A 17,532-nucleotide genomic window follows, 5' to 3' on the forward strand; every position below is an offset into this window, starting at 1 on the left:
AATGAATTCATAACGATAGGAGCGATATGTATGAGTCATTCTCTACATCCATCATTCAATTTCCCCAAAAACTTCCTGTGGGGTGGTGCCATTGCGGCCAACCAGGCAGAAGGCGCATATAATCAAGGTGGCAAAGGATTGTCCACCCAGGATGTCGCACCTAAAGGTATCATGGGTCCGATTACTGAAGAACCTACTGAAGATAACATGAAACTGATCGGAATTGACTTATATCATCGTTACAAAGAAGATGTGAAGCTGTTCGCCGAGATGGGTTTCAAGGTATTCCGTACTTCCATCGCCTGGTCCCGCATCTTCCCTAAGGGCGATGAGTTGGAACCTAATGAAGAAGGTCTTCAATTCTATGATGATCTCTTTGACGAATGTCTTCAATACGGAATTGAACCACTGGTCACACTTTCTCATTATGAGACACCCCTGCATCTTTCCAAGGAATATGACGGCTGGGTCAATCGGAAGATGATTGGTTTCTACGAGCGCTATGTGACTACCGTATTCAAACGTTATCAAAATAAAGTAAAATACTGGCTCACATTCAACGAAATCAATTCCATTCTGGAAGCACCATTCATGAGTGGTGGCATCTATACACCGAAAGAGAAGCTCAGCAAGCAGGATCTTTATCAGGCAATACACCATGAGTTTGTAGCCAGTGCTTCTGCTGTGAAGCTCTGTCATGAGATCATTCCAGGTGCGCAGATTGGCTGTATGATGCTCAGTATGCCGACTTATCCGCTCACACCGAATCCGGATGACATGATTAAAGTAATGGAATTCGAACATAGCAATTATTTCTTCGGAGATGTGCATGTAAGAGGCCGTTATCCAGGATACATGAAACGTTATTTCCGGGAAAATGGAATCCAGATTCAAATGGAAGATGGCGACGAAGACATGCTGCTGCATACCGTTGACTTTATTTCCTTCAGCTATTACATGAGTATCTGTCAAACGGCTGATCCGGACAAACAAGTTGCGGGTGAAGGTAATCTGCTTGGCGGTATACCTAACCCTTACTTGCCTGCAAGTGAGTGGGGATGGCAGATCGATCCGCAAGGACTTCGCTATGTTCTGAACATGTTCTATGACCGTTATCAGAAACCACTCTTTATTGTGGAAAATGGTTTGGGAGCTGTGGACGAACTTATTACCGGATCTAATGGTGAGAAGACAGTGGAAGATGACTACCGTATTCAGTATCTGAATGATCATCTTGTTCAGGTCGGGGAAGCCATTGAAGACGGCGTTGAAGTTATGGGATATACATCCTGGGGATGTATTGATGTGGTCAGTGCATCTTCTGCACAATTGAAAAAACGCTATGGTTACATCTATGTTGACCGCCATGACGATGGTTCAGGAACACTCGAACGGTATCGCAAAAAGTCGTTCCACTGGTACAAAGATATCATCAGCAGTAATGGTAAGAGCCTAAAACGTTAAAAAATTACTATCATTGCAAGCAGGTGCATTCCTGCTCGCCCCCAGCAGAACATACGGACAAGCATTGGGTACACCATGTTTTGTATTGTTTTCTGCTGGGGGATTTTTATTCATTCATACCATAGATTCAATTGAATTGGACCAGGGTCGGTTCCAGTGATTTCAACGTTAACCACCGCATTCCTGCTTCAAAATCTGCCTGGAAAGAATCGATCAGAATAATGTCAGGATAAGATGGCATTGATAGCTCAGTTTGATACATTTCCCATGCTTGAACAATCGCTTCTTCTTCAACTATCTTCTGGTATATCACAATTTTATCTGGTGCAAGAATCGCATTGACCGTTTGAATCATTTTGCATACCGTTTCAATAAACGTTTCCTTTGCCACTGAGGAATACCAATCCATTCCCATTGGGAGGTACTTTACTTCCCCCGCCATGCCAAGTTTTCCTTTGATCACTTTGCCATCCAGATAAATGCCCATGCCCGGAGGATATTTGGTTGGAAAATAGATCCCAATGACACAGTGATCTTCGTCTAGCTCCTGTTTGGCGCAATATCCGCTGATTGCAGCATTCACATCATTTTCCACCATCACTGGTAATCCGAACTGCGCTTCAAGATCTTCAATCATGCGTATACCTTCTAGCTGTTGGTGACTGCTCACCATAATTTTCCCATTCACGGTTTGCCCCGGAATACCGATACCGATCACTTTAATGGAAGCATGCTGAGCCAGCACGTTTTCAATAATTTCATAGAAGTGTTTCTGATCAAAGGTTGGCATCGTATATTCTTCTCTGAACACCATACGATCCTCTAGGTTAATGACAGTGGCCGTGATCAGATCCTGCCCCTGCTTATCGTTGATGTACATGACCAAAGCCAAGCTGAAATCATAATTATATCGGTAGGTTAGTGCCGGTCTTCCCCCATTGGATGGAACTGTCTCATCCTCAAACAGCTCACCCAGATCACATAACTCTTTTACCAGTGAATTGACGGTTACTACACTGAGCTTGGTCAAGGAGGCCAGTTGAGGTTTGGTGGCTGTTTCCACCCGTTTCATGACCTGGCGTACATGGTTTATATTAATTTCTTTCATCAAATACGCATTCGCTATTTTCACAAGCACCCTCCTCCAAAGTTTCTTATTCGATGTAGTAACTATACAATATCTCCATAGGGTTTAAAAACACCCGATGAAAAACATCGGGCATCCTGAAGGTTGATATACACTTGGTGATTAACCTCTGCTGTACTTCATTTTGTCTGCTTCCGTTATTTTGCGAATAACTCTGCACGGATTACCCGCAGCGATTACATCAGAAGGAATGTCTTTCGTGACTACACTGCCTGCCCCAATAATTGTGTTATCTCCAATAGTCACACCCGCAAGAACAGTCACGCCGCCCCCGATCCATACATTGTTGCCCACTGTGATGGGACCTACAATCTCTAGACCTTCGTTACGCTGTTCTACATCATAAGGGTGACCGGCAGTATAGAATCCAGAATTCGGAGCAACAAAAACGTTGTCACCAAAACTGATTTTGGCTCCATCCAGCATAACGATATTATGATTACTGTAGAAATTCTCACCAATTTCAATGTTATAGCCGTAGTCACATACAAACGGCTGCTCGATCAGGAAACGATCCGTCGTTTTACCAAGCAATGTTTTGAGCAACGCTTCTCTCTCGGTGGTCTTGCCTGGGTGAAGCTGATTATACTCGTAACAAAGCCCCTTCGCGTACAAACGCTCATCGATCAATTCTTTGTCGTAATTCGCATTATACAGCAGTCCCAGTTGTGATTTCTCTTTTTCTGTCATGAATTCCTGTGCCTCCAGCTAGCTCTTCTGCCACTCGTTTTCCGTACTCTGCACCTGTTATCCGCTTAAATGAATTCAAGGACAAGAAGTACGATATAATAAATTAAGATACTTTATAAAGCTATAATGATTATATGAAATAACGTAAATAAATCAAGTTCTTTCACAAAATCCACTGGAGAGATTGGCTTTATCCAGCCGCCTGAACCGTTTGCTCCTTACGACTAATTGCATAAACGGCTGACACAAGACCCATCAGGATCAAAACAGATCCTACCCATCCGGTATACATAATGGACGAATGCTCGATAACCACCCCACCAATATAGGTTCCCAGAGCAATGCCAGCATGTGCAATCCCCGAATTGGTGCTAATTAACGTTTCAGCCGTTGCCGGTGATGTTTTGATAATCAGACTATTCTGTACCGGGGTAACCGTCCAGCTTAACGCACTCCAGATACTTAGCAAGATCAAGAAAGCAATCAAAGGCAGTCCGGTACTAAATGGAATAACCGCCATGCTCACGATAAAGGGTATCAGCACGATAACAATGGCTTTGGCCGGGTGCAGACGATCTGATAATATACCGCCGATTCCTCCCCCTGCCACAGCTGCAATACCAAACATCATATATATAAAGGTGACCATTGTTGAGCTGGCTCCCAGCGATTCCTGGAGAAATGGTGTGAAATACGCATATAACGTCAAATGCCCTGCGAGCACAAGTAATGTTGTAACATGGATCGCCAGCATTTTTGGATTCCATAGAGCAGCTAGCTGCTTCTTCAATGATACGGCTGGAATCGGCTGCACACGTTCCATGGCAATGCCGATGGCAACCATAACTACTGCAGTCAGAATTGCAATCAACATAAACACTTCACGCCATCCGGCGAGGTTACCCACAAAGATTCCGATAGGTACACCCAAAATCAGTGAAGCACTTCCTCCCATCGTAATTATTCCCACGGCACGCCCTTTATACTGAGGCTCCACAATGCGAGCTGCAAGCGTCAGAGACAGGACAAAAATTAGTGAGCCCGTTGCGGCTCCCAGTGCTCTTCCAGCCATGAGGATATAGAAGTTGGCACTGAATGCAGAGATCAGATTGCTAATCAAAAAAACGAATAAAGTACACATGTATACTTTTTTACGCTCAAATCTGGCCGTCATATTTAGCAAAATAGGCGCAGATATCGCATAGACAAGCGAAAAGATGGAGATTAAATACCCGGCTTTTGCCAGGGTTAGATGAAGATCTGTCGCAATCAAGTCCAGAATCCCGCCTAAAATGAGTTCAACGGTGCCAACCACAAAAGCCGCGATTGCAAGGACATATACTTTTTTGTTCATTTTTGAATCCTCCTCGAAAGTTACAACTACGATAGTAACCCAACGAAGAAAAGATTTCAATACAAAAAAGCCATTCTCCGAAAGAATAGCTTTTCCATACATGGTTCAATAAATTAAACGCGCCAGCAGACGTGCAATTTCTTCGTCCTGAAGCAGCTGGTCACCATATTTTTTGGTAATTTGAGTAAGAGCGACGTCATGATAGAAATAATCCGTCATTGCTTTAACAATTGGTTTGGATGTCGTCTTGATGGCCTTCCATGAGTCATGCTCAATACCAGCAAACAAAAGATAGGCATAATCCACAATGATCAATTGCGAAGGTTCAAGTTTACTGTCCTCAAGCATGGGAATTAACGAATATTTATGCGTTAGAGAGGATTGTAATCCTCCCACAGCCAGAACCTCTACATGTACCCCTTCTACCTCTTTCTGCTCCAAAAGCTCCCGGTATTGGTCCATTTGCTCGTTCCAGGCCAGAAAAAGAATGGATGAGTCGGCTTCTTCAATAAGCTGTTCAATATTTGATGCAATGGATGATGCGTCCTTCAATGTCCAGATATGCTCATCCGTGAATGTACGTTTGATTTTATAAGTCTTCAACTCCTCAATATCCTTCTCAAAGTCGGCCCTTATTTTGAGGATAATGGACTGAAGATCAACCGCCATATACAATTTCTTCTTCCCATGCATCGTTGTTAGGACTGTTCCCTTATCAATAAGCCGATTAAGCACTTCGTATATTTTGGCCTTGGGCACATTGGAGGAATTGACGATGGATGTAGCATCCAGTGGTTGGTCCTGCGCAAATATAGCCTCGTATACCTGACTTTCATATTGTGTAAAACCAAATTTCTGCAACATGGTCCGATCGGCCCGTCCCTTCTTGTTTGTATCTTTCTATACAGTGTAGACGCCTTACCTTTGCATGTCCAGTTTATCCCGCAGACCTCTGTCATGGCTAATTTTGTGAAATGAAGTCGAGATTGAGCTTCCAAAATATAATGATCTCTCCGTGGTTATATTAAGATCCAGGCTGCACATTTTAATTTTAAAGGAGGTATCCTCAAACATGGAAAGCACCCATGATTTTGTGAAGAAGGTAAACGAAAATGCCGAGAAAGCGCGTCATAACAAAAACAATGGCAAGGGAACACCAACAGATAAATTGCCAGCGAAGCAGCACAGCACAAATAAGTAGGGCCTACATGAACTGCTGGGATGAAAGAGTGGATATACTATGCTCCTCTTTGTTCCGGCACAACAAACAGGATCTCTGGGAAGAGATCCTGTTTCAACAATCTGTGATTCAGCGGCGGCCCAAAGTTATCAAACGATCTAGGCCCATGATCCCCCACTTTTAGCGAGTTGCTGTCATCCGATATTTTAACCCCTTCGTTGGAAGACATCTCTGTTCCGTTATTATCCCGAAGAAAGGCATTTAATGTAATATCGCATGGGATTTTCCTTATTGGCAACTTGATCATTGCCCCATTTCTCAAACATAGCGTCTTTTGTCTAGCACCTTCCTCATCTACTTTTCATTTACTATAAAGAAATTTAATAGAAAAGAGATGATGAGGATGGCTGCTGTAAAAGCTGTTCCACAACCGGATTTGGTATTAATCTATTGGTCCAGAAATCCACTCGTTCCCGGTTCACCGCGCAGAATCAAAAGTGTGCGTGTGATCGGAAACACTTCCCCTTGTACCTTCACACTGGTACCTGGTGCATTGCTGATCAATGCCTTAAACTGTTTGCTGGACAATGATATCGGCTTTAAAGTGGTATATCGTAAAAAAACATCAAATATCAGTGGCGTATTATTGTTAAAACGCAGAGCATAAACAAATAAACAGGTGCGTTCCTTCAACTCGGAAGCGCACCTGTTTGTTATTTAAGAAATGAACGGCTGATTCGAGCCTATTTGACGTTCATATAACGCTCGAAGGCATTGTTACGGATGGTCAGTAACTGTTCAAGTCCCATATCATTCAGCTTTTTGATATAAGCATCCCAGCCCTGTTCGATACCGCCCTTCGTTACCCACTGGGCACGCATCGTTGCCACGTAACCATCAATATCCGTTGTTAGCGTTGGCAGCTCTTGGAACTCTTCTGCATTGTACATGACCTTCGGATAAGGTGTCGTTACATCGGCACTGCCCAGCTGATCGATTTGCAGTTTGAGTCCGTCGCCTGCCTGCGGATTAAGTTTAATTTTCTCTTCAAAGGAAGGGCTTACATATTTGGGACCAAAGTCACGCAGGGATTGATCCCAGTACCATGCATCGGCGCTGGTGCCTGCCGGCGGGTCCATGAGCGTGTATGTGCCATCATCGTTTTTCTTGATTACCGTTCCGATCGCACCCCAGAAATTCTGGATGCTGGCTTCATTGGAATAGAACTGGTCAGCCCAGCGTGCAGCTACTTCAGGAACAGTACATGAAGTCGTAATAAGCAGTTCGTTCCGGGCCAGGTTCATGCCGCCGGGGTCACCCGGCTGATAGCGTTTGCCGTCAGGTCCGGCAATGGGAGCAATGGCTTCATATTGGTCACTCCATTTGCCAAATACCGCATCAGGTGTCCACTGATTGCTGAAACCGACGATTGGGATGTCTGCATTTTGCCATTTGGCTGATGTCATGGTGTTGTCCTGTGTAAACAGTTCCTGGTCAATCAGTCCCTCAGAATAGAGCTTATTGGTATAAATAAGGGCTTGTTTATAGGCGTCGGTTGTTGGATAGAACACGGGCTTTCCATCCTGGACAATCATGCTGCTGGCATTAATGTCCGTAATCCCGAACGGATTCAGAAAATCCACATTCAGTCCCGTTTCCGTGTAAGGAATTTCGTCCTTTTTGCCATTACCATTCGGATCCTTTTCCCTAAACGCTTTTAATACCTGATACAGTTCCTCTGTTGTTGTTGGTGCCTTCAGGCCCAGCTTATCGAGCCATGCCTTGTTGATTACAGGCTGGTTCCGGCTTTTTGGACGGGAAGGAAGTCTGGTTGGCATGGAGTAGATTTTGCCATCTGGAAATGTACTGATTTTCTTCATGTCTGGCGTCTCTTCCATAGCTGCCTTCAAGTTGGGCATATACGAGTCAATATATTCATCCAGTGGGCGGAAATAGCTCAGGTTGTTTACAATGTCCGAATCACTAAACACCTGGTCGCCCAGAATAATGTCCGGGAGTGTGCCACTGGCAAGCATAATGGATTTCTGTTCACCCCAGTCATTAGAAGACATCACCTGCCACTCAATCTTCACATTGGAATCTTTCTCCAAATCCTTGAGCCATTGGTTCTGAGTAAAGGTGTCGCCCATATTTCCCCAGCGAACCGTCAGTACCTTGAGTGTGACCGGTTTATTGACAATCGGCAGACCTTCCTGATTGAAGTCACTTGATATTGTAGGCTCTGCAGGTTCACTACCCTTTCCACTACTACAGCCAACAACGCTGACCAACATGACCGACGCGAGAAGCACGCTGCTCATTTTGGTAAATAATTTCTTGCCTATCTTTTTCCCCATTTGGGAACCCCCTTGATTCGTAATGAATTTCAACCTGCCCTATTCCTTCACGGCGCCGATCATCACCCCCTGATTGAAGTACTTCTGGATGAACGGATACACACACATGATCGGAATTGTAGCGATAATAATAACGGAATACCTCATCAAATTGGCAAGGCGCAGGGCAACTTGTGCGGCTTCTCCTGTACCCATGCCGGACTGCATCTGATTCGTGATGAGGATATTGCGCAGAATCAATTGAAGCGGATACAGATTCGGATCTTTCAAATAAATCAGGGCGTTAAAATATGAATTCCAATATCCTACGGCAATCCATAGTCCGAGGACTGCAATGATTGCTTTGGACAGCGGTAATACGATCAGTACAAAATACCGCAGGTTCCCACAGCCATCGATCTGGGCAGCTTCCCATAGATCCCCCGGAATGCTGGTCTGGAAAAATGTCCGGGCAACGATCATGTCGAAAACCACCACAGAGAACGGAAGCACCATCACCAGGAACGTGTTGTAGAGATGGAAGTCGCGAATCGTCAGGAAGGTTGGAATCAATCCTCCGCTGAAGAACATCGTAAAGATAAAAAACAGTGAGAAAAACTTTCGTCCGACCAGGTCTTTTCTGGATAAAGCATAAGCCGCCGAAATATTAACCACAAGTCCAAAAAGTGTTCCCACCACCGTATACAGAATGGTATTGCGATATCCAATCCAGATATTCTCGTGTCGCAGCAGCTCCTTATACCCTTCCAGCGTAAAGCCTTTTGGAAACAGCCACACCTGTCCGTTAGCCACGGATGAAGGATCACTGAAGGAAGCGATGACAATAAAATAGATCGGGTAAATGATAGCAATCAGAAAAAGAACAGCAAAGGCATACAGCACGACTTCTGCAACCGAAAAAGGTGTACGACGTTTGGTACGGGGAGTTCTGGTCATTGCTGCCGGTTCCATAACGCTCATCTTGTTTTTCTCCCCTCTACCATAGACTGTTTTCACTGTATTTCTTGGACAACTGGTTGACCAGAATAAGCAAAATGAAATTAATAACCGTGTTAAACAGGTTGATCGCCGAGGAGAAGCTGTATTGGCTGCTCAGCAGACCGATTTTGTAAACATACGTGGACAGAATCTCACTGGAGAGAATGTTCAAGTCGTTCTGCATCAGATAGACTTTCTCAAATCCAACCCCGAGTAATCCGCCCATCCGTAAAATAAGCAGCGTGATGATCGTTGGCAGCAGCATCGGAATATCGATATATCGAACCTTGTGCCATCGACTTGCTCCGTCAACCGTTGCCGCTTCGTAAAGACTTGGGTCTACGGCAGACAATGCAGCAATATAGATAATGCTGTCCCAGCCAACATGCTGCCACACATCAGACCAGACATATACACTGCTGAATAAAGCGGATGAACCCATCAGATCCGGTGCTTCCGCTCCAAAAAGCTGATACATGTTACCTACGAGCCCGGTACTTGGTGAGAACAGGATCAGCATTAACCCCACCATAACTACGGTTGAAATAAAATGGGGCATATACGAAATGGTCTGGAAAAACCTTTTGAATCTCCCCGATCTCATCTGGTTCACGAGTAGTGCAAGCATAACCGGAATCGGAAAGGTAGCCAGACTGTACAAGCTAATCACGAGTGTATTGCGAATCGTATTGGTGAATTGATAGGAATGAAAAAACTTCTCAAAGTATTTGAATCCAGCCCAAGGGCTGTCTCCGATCCCCATGGCCGGACTGTAGTCCTTAAACGCAATTAATACGCCGTACATTGGCTTGTAGGCAAATAATAGAGTCAACAGAACTGCTGGAAAAAGCAGAACGTAAAGGCCCCAGTTTCGCCTGATTCTCTCTAGCCTTTTTCCGATATATAATGGATTGGTCCTCATGGTTCTTCCTTCCCTCCTGTAATCTATACTGATGCTGCTTTCCCCCTGGACCTGTCATCTCTGGAATAGCTTCAGTATAAACCCCATCACATTCGGTTTATCGGACCGCTACGGACGTTATTCGGACTTCTGTGGTTCCATTGTTCAATTTCACGAGTAACCGAAACACTTGGGAGCAAAAATCATATCGTTATCCAGACTTTCGTGTGTGTATTTCGGACTTATGAATCAAAAAACGCAAATCTTTATGCTTTTTTCAAACAAAGGTTTTATACTATTCCTGAGATATTAAAGCGCATTCATAACCAAGGAATCAAGAAAGTGGTGCATTGCTTATGGCAAACCTGAACGTCATTAAACCCTATCCCATTCGGCATTATATCCGCATGATGTTCGTCATTTCATTTGTCGTGTTCATTCTGGATCTGGTCATCAGCATTGCTTCCATCTCCATGGTGAAGCAGCAATCCACCCAATACTTGCAGGATGCGGCCGATCTGTACATCAATCGCATTAATCACGATTTTGCGTACATTAATCATTTCATGGGATGGACACTGGCCAATGACGAGAATCTCGACAACATGAATACATATGGTGTAAACAGTATTCCGTTCCTGAAGGCCAACGAAAAACTACATATGCTCTTCGCCGAACTACAGCGAAACTACGGGCAATCGTACAATTTCTTTTATTATTTGGAGAATAGTGAATATTTCCTCAACTGCGCGCCAATAAGCATCTCCTATTCGGATTATTCAGAAGTGAAAAAACAGATCATTACGCTGACCCACGATAAAGCTGTATATGAGAAGTTCTATTCCCATTGGACACCCATCCACGTGAACGGCACTTCTTATCTTATCAATATTGTGCCGTACTACAACCGTTATCTGATTGCCTTGATATCCGCGGATGATCTGATCTCCCCTCTCCGGCAGATTAATCTGGGTGCCAACGGATACGCCTCTCTCGTTGACGAGAATGGTGTGCAACTTTCCGGGCCTGCCGGCGGGGATCACATACCGGAAGAGAGACATTCATTTCTTGATCTGTTCCAGTCTCACAATGTCGTGAGCAGCGACTTCTCCAATGCGGCATTCAGCGCACATATGGTTATCAAGTTTGGCGCATTCGAGAAAATTATGGTGGCCCAGCTGCTCATTATGCTGCTTTTTCTGATCGTAACGTCCTCGTTAAGCGCAATTATGTTGTTTTTCAGAAAAAATCTGCTGGTTCCCATTCAGCGATTTTCCAAAAATCTGGCGCGTATTAACGAAGGTGACGAAGCTACAGACTTTAAGAGCAGCCGAATTATGGAACTGGAGCAGGTCAATGCACAGTTCAAGGAACTGGTGGGCCAGATTAAACGATTCAAGATTGATCGCTACGAGCAGGAATTGGAGAAACAAAAAATACGTTTGGATTATATGAAGTTACAGATTAAGCCCCACTTCTTCCTGAATTGTCTGACGAGCATGTACAGTATGGCACAGATGCAGATGTACGAAGAAATTGAGAGCATGGCTCTGGCTACATCCCGATATTTCCGCTATATCTTTCAAAGTGGGGAGAATTTCGTTCTTCTGGAGAACGAGATTGAGCATGTGAGAACGTTCCTGGACATCCAGAAATCACGTTATAGAGATGCTTTTTCCTATCGAATTGAACAGCCAGAGGTTATTACGGGCATCGCTGTGCCACCGCTTGTTATTCAGACATTCATTGAAAATGCCGTCAAGTACGGGGTCTCCCGGGACCGGGAATTATGTATTACTTTATCTGTGACGGAAGAACGTCAGGAACATGGCGATCATGTGCTCATCCAAATTTCGGATACAGGTCCAGGCTTCAGCCTGGATGTTCTTGACGCACTCATGCGTGGAGAAGCGCTCGAACAAACTGGCGGCAACCGAATTGGCATTATGAATACTATCCAACGTTTGGAGTTGCTGTATGGAGAGGAAGCGAATATTACATTTGCAAACGACGCAAGTGGCGCTCAGATCACGCTTTCCTTACCCAAAATGATACTGAATTCAGATACTACGGGAGAGGTGACAAACCATGAATGCATTGCTGGTTGATGATGATTACTTTGTCGTCATGGCTTTGGAAAAGAAAATTGACTGGAAAAGCCTTGGCATCGACACCATATTCACAGCCTATAACATTGCGCAGGCCAAGGAGATTTTACAGAGCCATCCTGTTCAGATCCTCATTTGCGATATTGAAATGCCCCAGGGAAGCGGACTTGAACTGCTGGCATGGGTCCGGGAGGAATCACATAGTGTACAAACAATTTTTCTCACTAACTATGCCGATTTCAACTATGCCCAGAAAGCAATCGAACTGCAGAGTTTTGATTATTTCCTGAAGCCTATTGAGTTTGACAAGTTGACTCTTATTATTCAAAAAGCGGTTGCCAAAGCCCGAGATCAGCAGTTCATTGCCAAAGCCATTCATGAGGGTGAACTGTGGCAAAAAAATCGTAGCAAGCTCATTGAGGACAGCTGGCGCAGGCTGATCTCTGGTAAAGCCTTTCCTTCCGGCCCTGCCGACGTCTCTGCCTTTTTGACAGAACAAAATCTTCCATATGAACCAACGGATCTATTTCTTCCTATTCTGGTTAACCTGTTTCCGTATGATGGCACCCTGGGCAAGACCGACAAGAACCTGTTCGATTACGCTTGTTTGAATGTAATGGTTGAACGGTTTCAGGACGCTCTCTTCTCCATTGAAGCCATTATCGAGATCAAGGAGCATAACTGGATGATTATTCTAAAATGGAACAGAGCACCTGATGCACCACTGATCGAATCCATGTGCGGTTCGTTCATCCCGGAGGTTAATAATTACCTGAAGTCGGATGCCTGCTGTAGTATCGGCTTTTCTCTGCCACTGGGTCAGATTCGTCACACGATCAACGAGCTGTTGCTAATGAATGAAGAACGAATCAAACACCGCAACCAGACCTTTTTTCTGAAGAACTACAGCACGCCTGAATTGAATTACACACCGCCTGATCTGGCATTGCTGGAGCAATTGCTGAATGAGAACCGCTTTCAGGCCTTTCTGGATGAAACCGTTCGTTATATGCACCAACTTGTTCGTGAAGGGGTGGTCGGTACTGCCGTGCTCAGCCTGTTGCGTCTCGATCTGGTACAGCTTGTCTATGCCCAATTGAAGAGCAAAGGGATTGAGGTCCACAAACTGTATATGGGCAAAACGAATGATCAATTATTCATGCAATCTCTGTATTCTATTGAAGATATGCAATCCTACATAGCCTATCTGGTTAATACTGCTGCGGAATACCTGAATGTTGCCGAGCAGCCGAAATCGGTTGTACACGAGATTACCCATTATATACGCACTCATTACGGGGAAGATCTAACGAGGAATAACCTGGGGGAAATGGTCTATCTGAATCCGGACTATCTCGCACGTCTGTTCAAGAAAGAGATGGGAATCTCACTTGGAAATTATGTCATACATACCCGTCTTGTAGCCGCTCGCCAGCTGTTGGAAACGACTACACAATCGGTCCATGCCATTGCCGGACATGTGGGTTATACCAACTACTCACACTTTACCAAGCTGTTTAAGCAAGAGATGGGCTGCAGTCCCAATGAATATCGCAAGAGGCACCGGGATGGCGCTCATGAAACAGGATGATCTGCAGACCTGAAGCGGAATAACGTAGGGTTATAACTTGGTTTGTGAATCTGATTCTTCTGATCCATATGTTCCTGTCCTCCACCATAAAAATGCCACCCTGCGTATCGTACGCAGAGTGGCATTTGCTGTGCATCAACTTTTCGTTACTTATTCACATGAATGACTTCATTCACTTCCTGAGTGATTTGGTCACCACCAAGTTTTTTCCAATTGGCAACAAAGCTATCGAACTCATCAATAGACAGGTTGCCGTAGATGATTTTCAGAAACGTCTCCGCGCGCAGCTTATCCAGGGTTGCCTGTTTCGTGTTCATGGTTCTCGTTGGTGCGTAGATAAATTCATTCATGACAATCAGGTCGTTATCCCGATAATATTTAATAACGCCCTGCGAGCTCTCCGGTCCAAAAATACGTTCCATATGCCACTTATCCAGATTACCATTGCGGTAATCCATAATATCATCGTAGAACAGCTTCGCTTCAAGCTCTAATCCCGAAGTATCTCCCGTTTTGAGCGCCTGCTCCACTTCATCCTGTGCTTTTACGTTTTTGTTGGCAGGCAGATTGGATACGGTCGCATTATGAAAACCAAGTCCGGTCAACCCGTTCAAATACGCAGCGCGCTCTTCCTTGGCAGATTCACCGAACATTTTTTCTGCCTGGAAGTTCAGCAGCTTGATCAATGCTTCCGGGTGCTCATAGCCTTTACGTACGGCGAATATGCCGCCCAAGCTAAGGTGGTTCTGTGTTTTGGCTGGCTGATCGTCGATTGATTGTACCGGATAAGGCAACCAGTCCACGTTTTTATCCTTCTTGATCATGCTGCTAACCTGAAATGGCGCCCATTGTGGCAGAAAGAACATGCCTGACTTGCCTGCATTCACATCTTCCATCATCTTCGTAAAGTCCTTAACGCCAAACTCGGGATCGAGTACACCCTTCTGATACAGATTTTGCAGCTCACGCAATCCTTCCTTCACTTCAGGTTGAATGGTACCATTCACAACCTTGCCTGAAGCATCCTTGATCCAGGTTTCCAAATAACCATGATAACCAAGCAGGAACGCATTAATGGGCAAATCCTTATTAAGTGCAATGCCGTACGTATCATCTTTACCATTTCCGTCCGGATCTTCAAAGGTGAAAGCTTCTGCAATCTGGATGACGTCCTGCATGGATTTTGGCGCTTCAAGCCCGACCTTTTTCAACCAATCCTGGCGAATCCAGATCATATCCGATGAATCCAGCGAGCCTGGAAAGCTTACCATCGCGTATATCTTGCCGTCCTTGGTTACTGGCTTCAAACCTGCTCCATCCTCAGCGGACATAAACTCCTTGACCAGATCCGATGCATACTTATCATAAACCTCAGTGAGATCTTCCAGCATTCCCGCCTCATGCAGCTGCTCGAATTGCACAGCACTCACTTTGAGTACATCTGGCAAATCGCCGCTAGCCAGGGTGACGTTCATTTTGTCGTTATAATTGGCATCCGGAACAATCCAGTCGTAGGTGACATCGATACCCAGCTCGTCCTTGTATCCCCGGGTCCAAATGTTATTGGCATGTGTATCACCTTCAGCAAGCGATTCTTTTCCGGTTTCATTCATGGTTGATGTTAATTTGATGGGTGGATCATATTTCGTAAGCGGACCTCCGGCATCCTGCTCTGTGTTGTTCGGCTGGGCTTCATTCTCCGCGCTACCCGTACCGGATGAACAGGCTGCAAGCGTAGTTGCCAGAACCATGGTTAACGTTAACAATGAGAATTTCTTTAATGACATGTTCATGCGAATCCCCCTTTTTATTCCTCCCGTGAGGTATATAAGATGAACTAATGAATATTAAACGTTGCACTCCGATAGCAGAACAACCTTTTGATCGCTGTTATCCCCAGATTTCCTTTATCCCTTTTAGAAGGGAGAAATCCGGTGATAAAGGCGAACGCTCCGCTTCTACAGGTCTCTTCTGCTCTCTCCGTTATGGTTTAATCTTGCTTCATCTTATATATAATTTATTGTAATAAGTAAGCGCTATCACTTCGAGTGTACCCCGTTGACATCTGGTATCTTTGATTTACCATTTCATACTTGATCTAACTTTTTTGATCCCGATATTCCTGAGGCGTGCAGCCGGTAGATTTTTTGAAGAATCGATAAAAATAATGCTGATCACTAAATCCAACCTTGGCAGATATTTCATGCATTTTGCAGGCCGAGCCGAGAAGTAATTCCTTGCTGCGCTCAATGCGCCGGTCATGGATATAGTCGGATATGCCTTTGCCTGTTATGCGCTTGTACCAACGGGACAGATATGACGGATTGAGAGAAACCTCCTGTGCAATTCGGGTTAACGAAAGGTCATCCTCCAGATGGTGCTTGATATAATGATGAATAGTAATAAGAATCTGCGACTGATCATGAATGCGTGTAACACTCCGTTTGGAGATGATCCATTCATATGCCGATTGATAGAAAACCACCAGATCAGACCAAGCCGTATGGATGTCAAAATGAAGCATTCGAGACAATGCTATTTCCTCCATCGCCGATTCGTACAAGCCCAGTTCATGAAGAAGATCGATCAGCCCGCTGCCTGCTCCTGTATAGATTTTCATTCGAAAGAATGGATCCTGAAGCCCTTCTTTTGAAGCCTCTGTCCATTTGTGAAACGACTCCATCCACTCCCTATCACCTGCTGTAACGCGCTGCTTGATCTGATCCAGATGAAGGGCTGCAACACTCTGTTGATTCAAAATATTGGGGGTGTATGGCAAATCATGCTGCACATTGACACGAAGCAGCTTCTCCATCCCGAGTCCAGGGCCCTCATGAATAGACAGGCGCAATTGCGCGATGGCCTGATTCAGCCCCATCCACTGCACTGCCTGCTCGCTCACCATAATAGAGACGGACAGATTCAGGCAGTCCGCACAGGATTGCTGCACAGACTCCAGCGTTCCATAGACAAAACGCAGTGTCTGTTCCCACTTCTCCTGTCGGCATCCATGGAAGCTGTTCACAGACTCAACCATTGGTTGAACAAAGCAGGCAATGACTTGATAATCCAGATCGATTGCTTTGACCTTGGCCTTGTCCTGAAGCAGTTCCTCCGCAACATTGGCAACGGCATATCGAATTAAACTCCGGTCTGCCTGGGATTGATAGTTGTTCCACTCCTCGACCCGAATGATGACCGGGATTACAGACTCAGCGGATATGAAGGGGAGCTGGACAGCATCCAATTCTTCCTGAAGCGAGGCGATATCATGCCGTTCCGTTCGCTTTAGGAGATCCAGCAGCAACTGTCTTTGTAGCTGAGGCAGCGCTCTGGGCAGCTTGCTGCGAAACCAGGCGTGCTGGTACCGGAAATCATTCTCCTCCGAAATTTGTGTTAACGCCCGCTCTACCGCAGCGCGGATATGACTCATGCCCTCTGTCTTTAACAGGTAATCCACAACACAAGGGTTGCGTATCGCTTGATGCGCATAATCAAATTCGTTATGACCTGTCAGCAAAAGAACTTTGCATCGTGGCCACCGATCCATAATCTTCTCGATCAGCTCCATGCCATCCATGCCAGGCATACAGATGTCGCTAAGCACGATATCAATTTTGACGGAGTTCAACCACTCGATTGCTTCAAAGGCCGAGTACGCCTTGATGATCTCCATATCCTGCAAATCCGCCTTTTGAAAGAAAGCATAGAGTCCATCCAAAATAACCGGTTCATCATCTACAATTAACATTCGCTGCATAC

General features: G+C 45.0%; 14 protein-coding genes. 5 read left to right on the forward strand and 9 right to left on the reverse strand.

The window, feature by feature from the left end; genetic code table 11:
- Window positions 1-30: 30 nt before the first annotated feature.
- Complete coding sequence (locus Q0V21_RS10550; RefSeq protein ID WP_301878803.1) at window positions 31-1,464, forward strand: glycoside hydrolase family 1 protein; 1,434 nt, start codon at window positions 31-33, stop codon at window positions 1,462-1,464.
- Window positions 1,465-1,591: 127 nt separating this feature from the next.
- Here Q0V21_RS10550 and Q0V21_RS10555 read toward each other — a convergent pair whose 3' ends face one another.
- From Q0V21_RS10555 to Q0V21_RS10570, 4 genes are all read right to left on the reverse strand, one after another.
- On the reverse strand, window positions 1,592-2,596 hold the full coding sequence (locus Q0V21_RS10555) for an ROK family protein (protein WP_301878804.1): 1,005 nt from the start codon (window positions 2,594-2,596) through the stop codon (window positions 1,592-1,594).
- A gap of 117 nt (window positions 2,597-2,713) precedes the next feature.
- A complete protein-coding gene (locus tag Q0V21_RS10560; protein WP_301878805.1) occupies window positions 2,714-3,301 on the reverse strand; it encodes a sugar O-acetyltransferase in 588 nt (195 codons plus the stop codon).
- 190 nt (window positions 3,302-3,491) lie between these two features.
- Window positions 3,492-4,655 carry an MFS transporter gene (locus Q0V21_RS10565; protein WP_079344346.1) on the reverse strand — a complete coding sequence of 388 codons (1,164 nt, stop codon included), beginning with the start codon at window positions 4,653-4,655 and terminating at the stop codon, window positions 3,492-3,494.
- Window positions 4,656-4,760: 105 nt separating this feature from the next.
- Window positions 4,761-5,519: a TrmB family transcriptional regulator gene (locus tag Q0V21_RS10570; RefSeq protein ID WP_079344345.1), complete on the reverse strand. Its 759-nt coding sequence runs from the start codon at window positions 5,517-5,519 to the stop codon at window positions 4,761-4,763.
- Window positions 5,520-5,727: 208 nt separating this feature from the next.
- Between Q0V21_RS10570 and Q0V21_RS10575 the strand changes: the two genes are divergently transcribed.
- Both Q0V21_RS10575 and Q0V21_RS10580 read left to right on the forward strand, forming a co-directional pair.
- On the forward strand, window positions 5,728-5,856 hold the full coding sequence (locus tag Q0V21_RS10575; protein WP_036664828.1) for a DUF4023 family protein: 129 nt from the start codon (window positions 5,728-5,730) through the stop codon (window positions 5,854-5,856).
- A 382-nt stretch (window positions 5,857-6,238) separates the two neighbouring features.
- The gene (locus Q0V21_RS10580; RefSeq protein ID WP_079344343.1) at window positions 6,239-6,502 is read left to right on the forward strand and encodes a hypothetical protein; all 264 of its coding nucleotides are present in this window, start codon (window positions 6,239-6,241) and stop codon (window positions 6,500-6,502) included.
- Window positions 6,503-6,578: 76 nt separating this feature from the next.
- On the opposite strand, the gene Q0V21_RS10585 is transcribed toward Q0V21_RS10580, so the two are convergent.
- From Q0V21_RS10585 to Q0V21_RS10595, 3 genes are all read right to left on the reverse strand, one after another.
- Complete coding sequence (locus Q0V21_RS10585) at window positions 6,579-8,129, reverse strand: type 2 periplasmic-binding domain-containing protein (RefSeq protein WP_443146397.1); 1,551 nt, start codon at window positions 8,127-8,129, stop codon at window positions 6,579-6,581.
- A 102-nt stretch (window positions 8,130-8,231) separates the two neighbouring features.
- The gene (locus Q0V21_RS10590) at window positions 8,232-9,128 is read right to left on the reverse strand and encodes a carbohydrate ABC transporter permease (RefSeq protein WP_301879538.1); all 897 of its coding nucleotides are present in this window, start codon (window positions 9,126-9,128) and stop codon (window positions 8,232-8,234) included.
- Between the two features lie 40 nt (window positions 9,129-9,168).
- On the reverse strand, window positions 9,169-10,092 hold the full coding sequence (locus tag Q0V21_RS10595) for an ABC transporter permease (RefSeq protein ID WP_079344340.1): 924 nt from the start codon (window positions 10,090-10,092) through the stop codon (window positions 9,169-9,171).
- A 335-nt stretch (window positions 10,093-10,427) separates the two neighbouring features.
- Between Q0V21_RS10595 and Q0V21_RS10600 the strand changes: the two genes are divergently transcribed.
- Window positions 10,428-12,179, forward strand: coding sequence for a sensor histidine kinase (locus tag Q0V21_RS10600; RefSeq protein ID WP_301878814.1), 1,752 nt, complete (start codon window positions 10,428-10,430; stop codon window positions 12,177-12,179).
- Complete coding sequence (locus tag Q0V21_RS10605; RefSeq protein ID WP_301878816.1) at window positions 12,160-13,770, forward strand: response regulator; 1,611 nt, start codon at window positions 12,160-12,162, stop codon at window positions 13,768-13,770. The genes Q0V21_RS10600 and Q0V21_RS10605 overlap by 20 nt, the downstream gene beginning before the upstream one ends.
- Window positions 13,771-13,916: 146 nt before the next feature.
- Here Q0V21_RS10605 and Q0V21_RS10610 read toward each other — a convergent pair whose 3' ends face one another.
- Together Q0V21_RS10610 and Q0V21_RS10615 are read right to left on the reverse strand one after the other, a co-directional pair.
- Window positions 13,917-15,563, reverse strand: coding sequence for an extracellular solute-binding protein (locus tag Q0V21_RS10610; RefSeq protein WP_301878817.1), 1,647 nt, complete (start codon window positions 15,561-15,563; stop codon window positions 13,917-13,919).
- 305 nt (window positions 15,564-15,868) lie between these two features.
- Entirely contained in the window at window positions 15,869-17,530 is a 1,662-nt protein-coding gene (locus Q0V21_RS10615) for a response regulator transcription factor (protein WP_301878818.1), read from the reverse strand.
- Between the last annotated feature and the right edge of the window lie 2 nt (window positions 17,531-17,532).

It is taken from the genome of Paenibacillus sp. 11B (genome assembly GCF_030487755.1).
GTDB classification, from domain to species: Bacteria; Bacillota; Bacilli; order Paenibacillales; family Paenibacillaceae; genus Paenibacillus; species Paenibacillus vandeheii.

Coding starts and splice junctions, on each gene's coding strand:
- Q0V21_RS10550 (WP_301878803.1), top strand. CDS start 31: ATGAGTCATTCTCTACATCCATCATTCAATTTCCCCAAAAACTTCCTG.
- Q0V21_RS10560 (WP_301878805.1), bottom strand. CDS start 3,301: ATGACAGAAAAAGAGAAATCACAACTGGGACTGCTGTATAATGCGAAT.
- Q0V21_RS10565 (WP_079344346.1), bottom strand. CDS start 4,655: ATGAACAAAAAAGTATATGTCCTTGCAATCGCGGCTTTTGTGGTTGGC.
- Q0V21_RS10570 (WP_079344345.1), bottom strand. CDS start 5,519: ATGTTGCAGAAATTTGGTTTTACACAATATGAAAGTCAGGTATACGAG.
- Q0V21_RS10575 (WP_036664828.1), top strand. CDS start 5,728: ATGGAAAGCACCCATGATTTTGTGAAGAAGGTAAACGAAAATGCCGAG.
- Q0V21_RS10580 (WP_079344343.1), top strand. CDS start 6,239: ATGGCTGCTGTAAAAGCTGTTCCACAACCGGATTTGGTATTAATCTAT.
- Q0V21_RS10585 (WP_443146397.1), bottom strand. CDS start 8,129: ATGTTGGTCAGCGTTGTTGGCTGTAGTAGTGGAAAGGGTAGTGAACCT.
- Q0V21_RS10590 (WP_301879538.1), bottom strand. CDS start 9,128: ATGACCAGAACTCCCCGTACCAAACGTCGTACACCTTTTTCGGTTGCA.
- Q0V21_RS10595 (WP_079344340.1), bottom strand. CDS start 10,092: ATGAGGACCAATCCATTATATATCGGAAAAAGGCTAGAGAGAATCAGG.
- Q0V21_RS10600 (WP_301878814.1), top strand. CDS start 10,428: ATGGCAAACCTGAACGTCATTAAACCCTATCCCATTCGGCATTATATC.
- Q0V21_RS10605 (WP_301878816.1), top strand. CDS start 12,160: ATGAATGCATTGCTGGTTGATGATGATTACTTTGTCGTCATGGCTTTG.
- Q0V21_RS10610 (WP_301878817.1), bottom strand. CDS start 15,563: ATGAACATGTCATTAAAGAAATTCTCATTGTTAACGTTAACCATGGTT.
- Q0V21_RS10615 (WP_301878818.1), bottom strand. CDS start 17,530: ATGCAGCGAATGTTAATTGTAGATGATGAACCGGTTATTTTGGATGGA.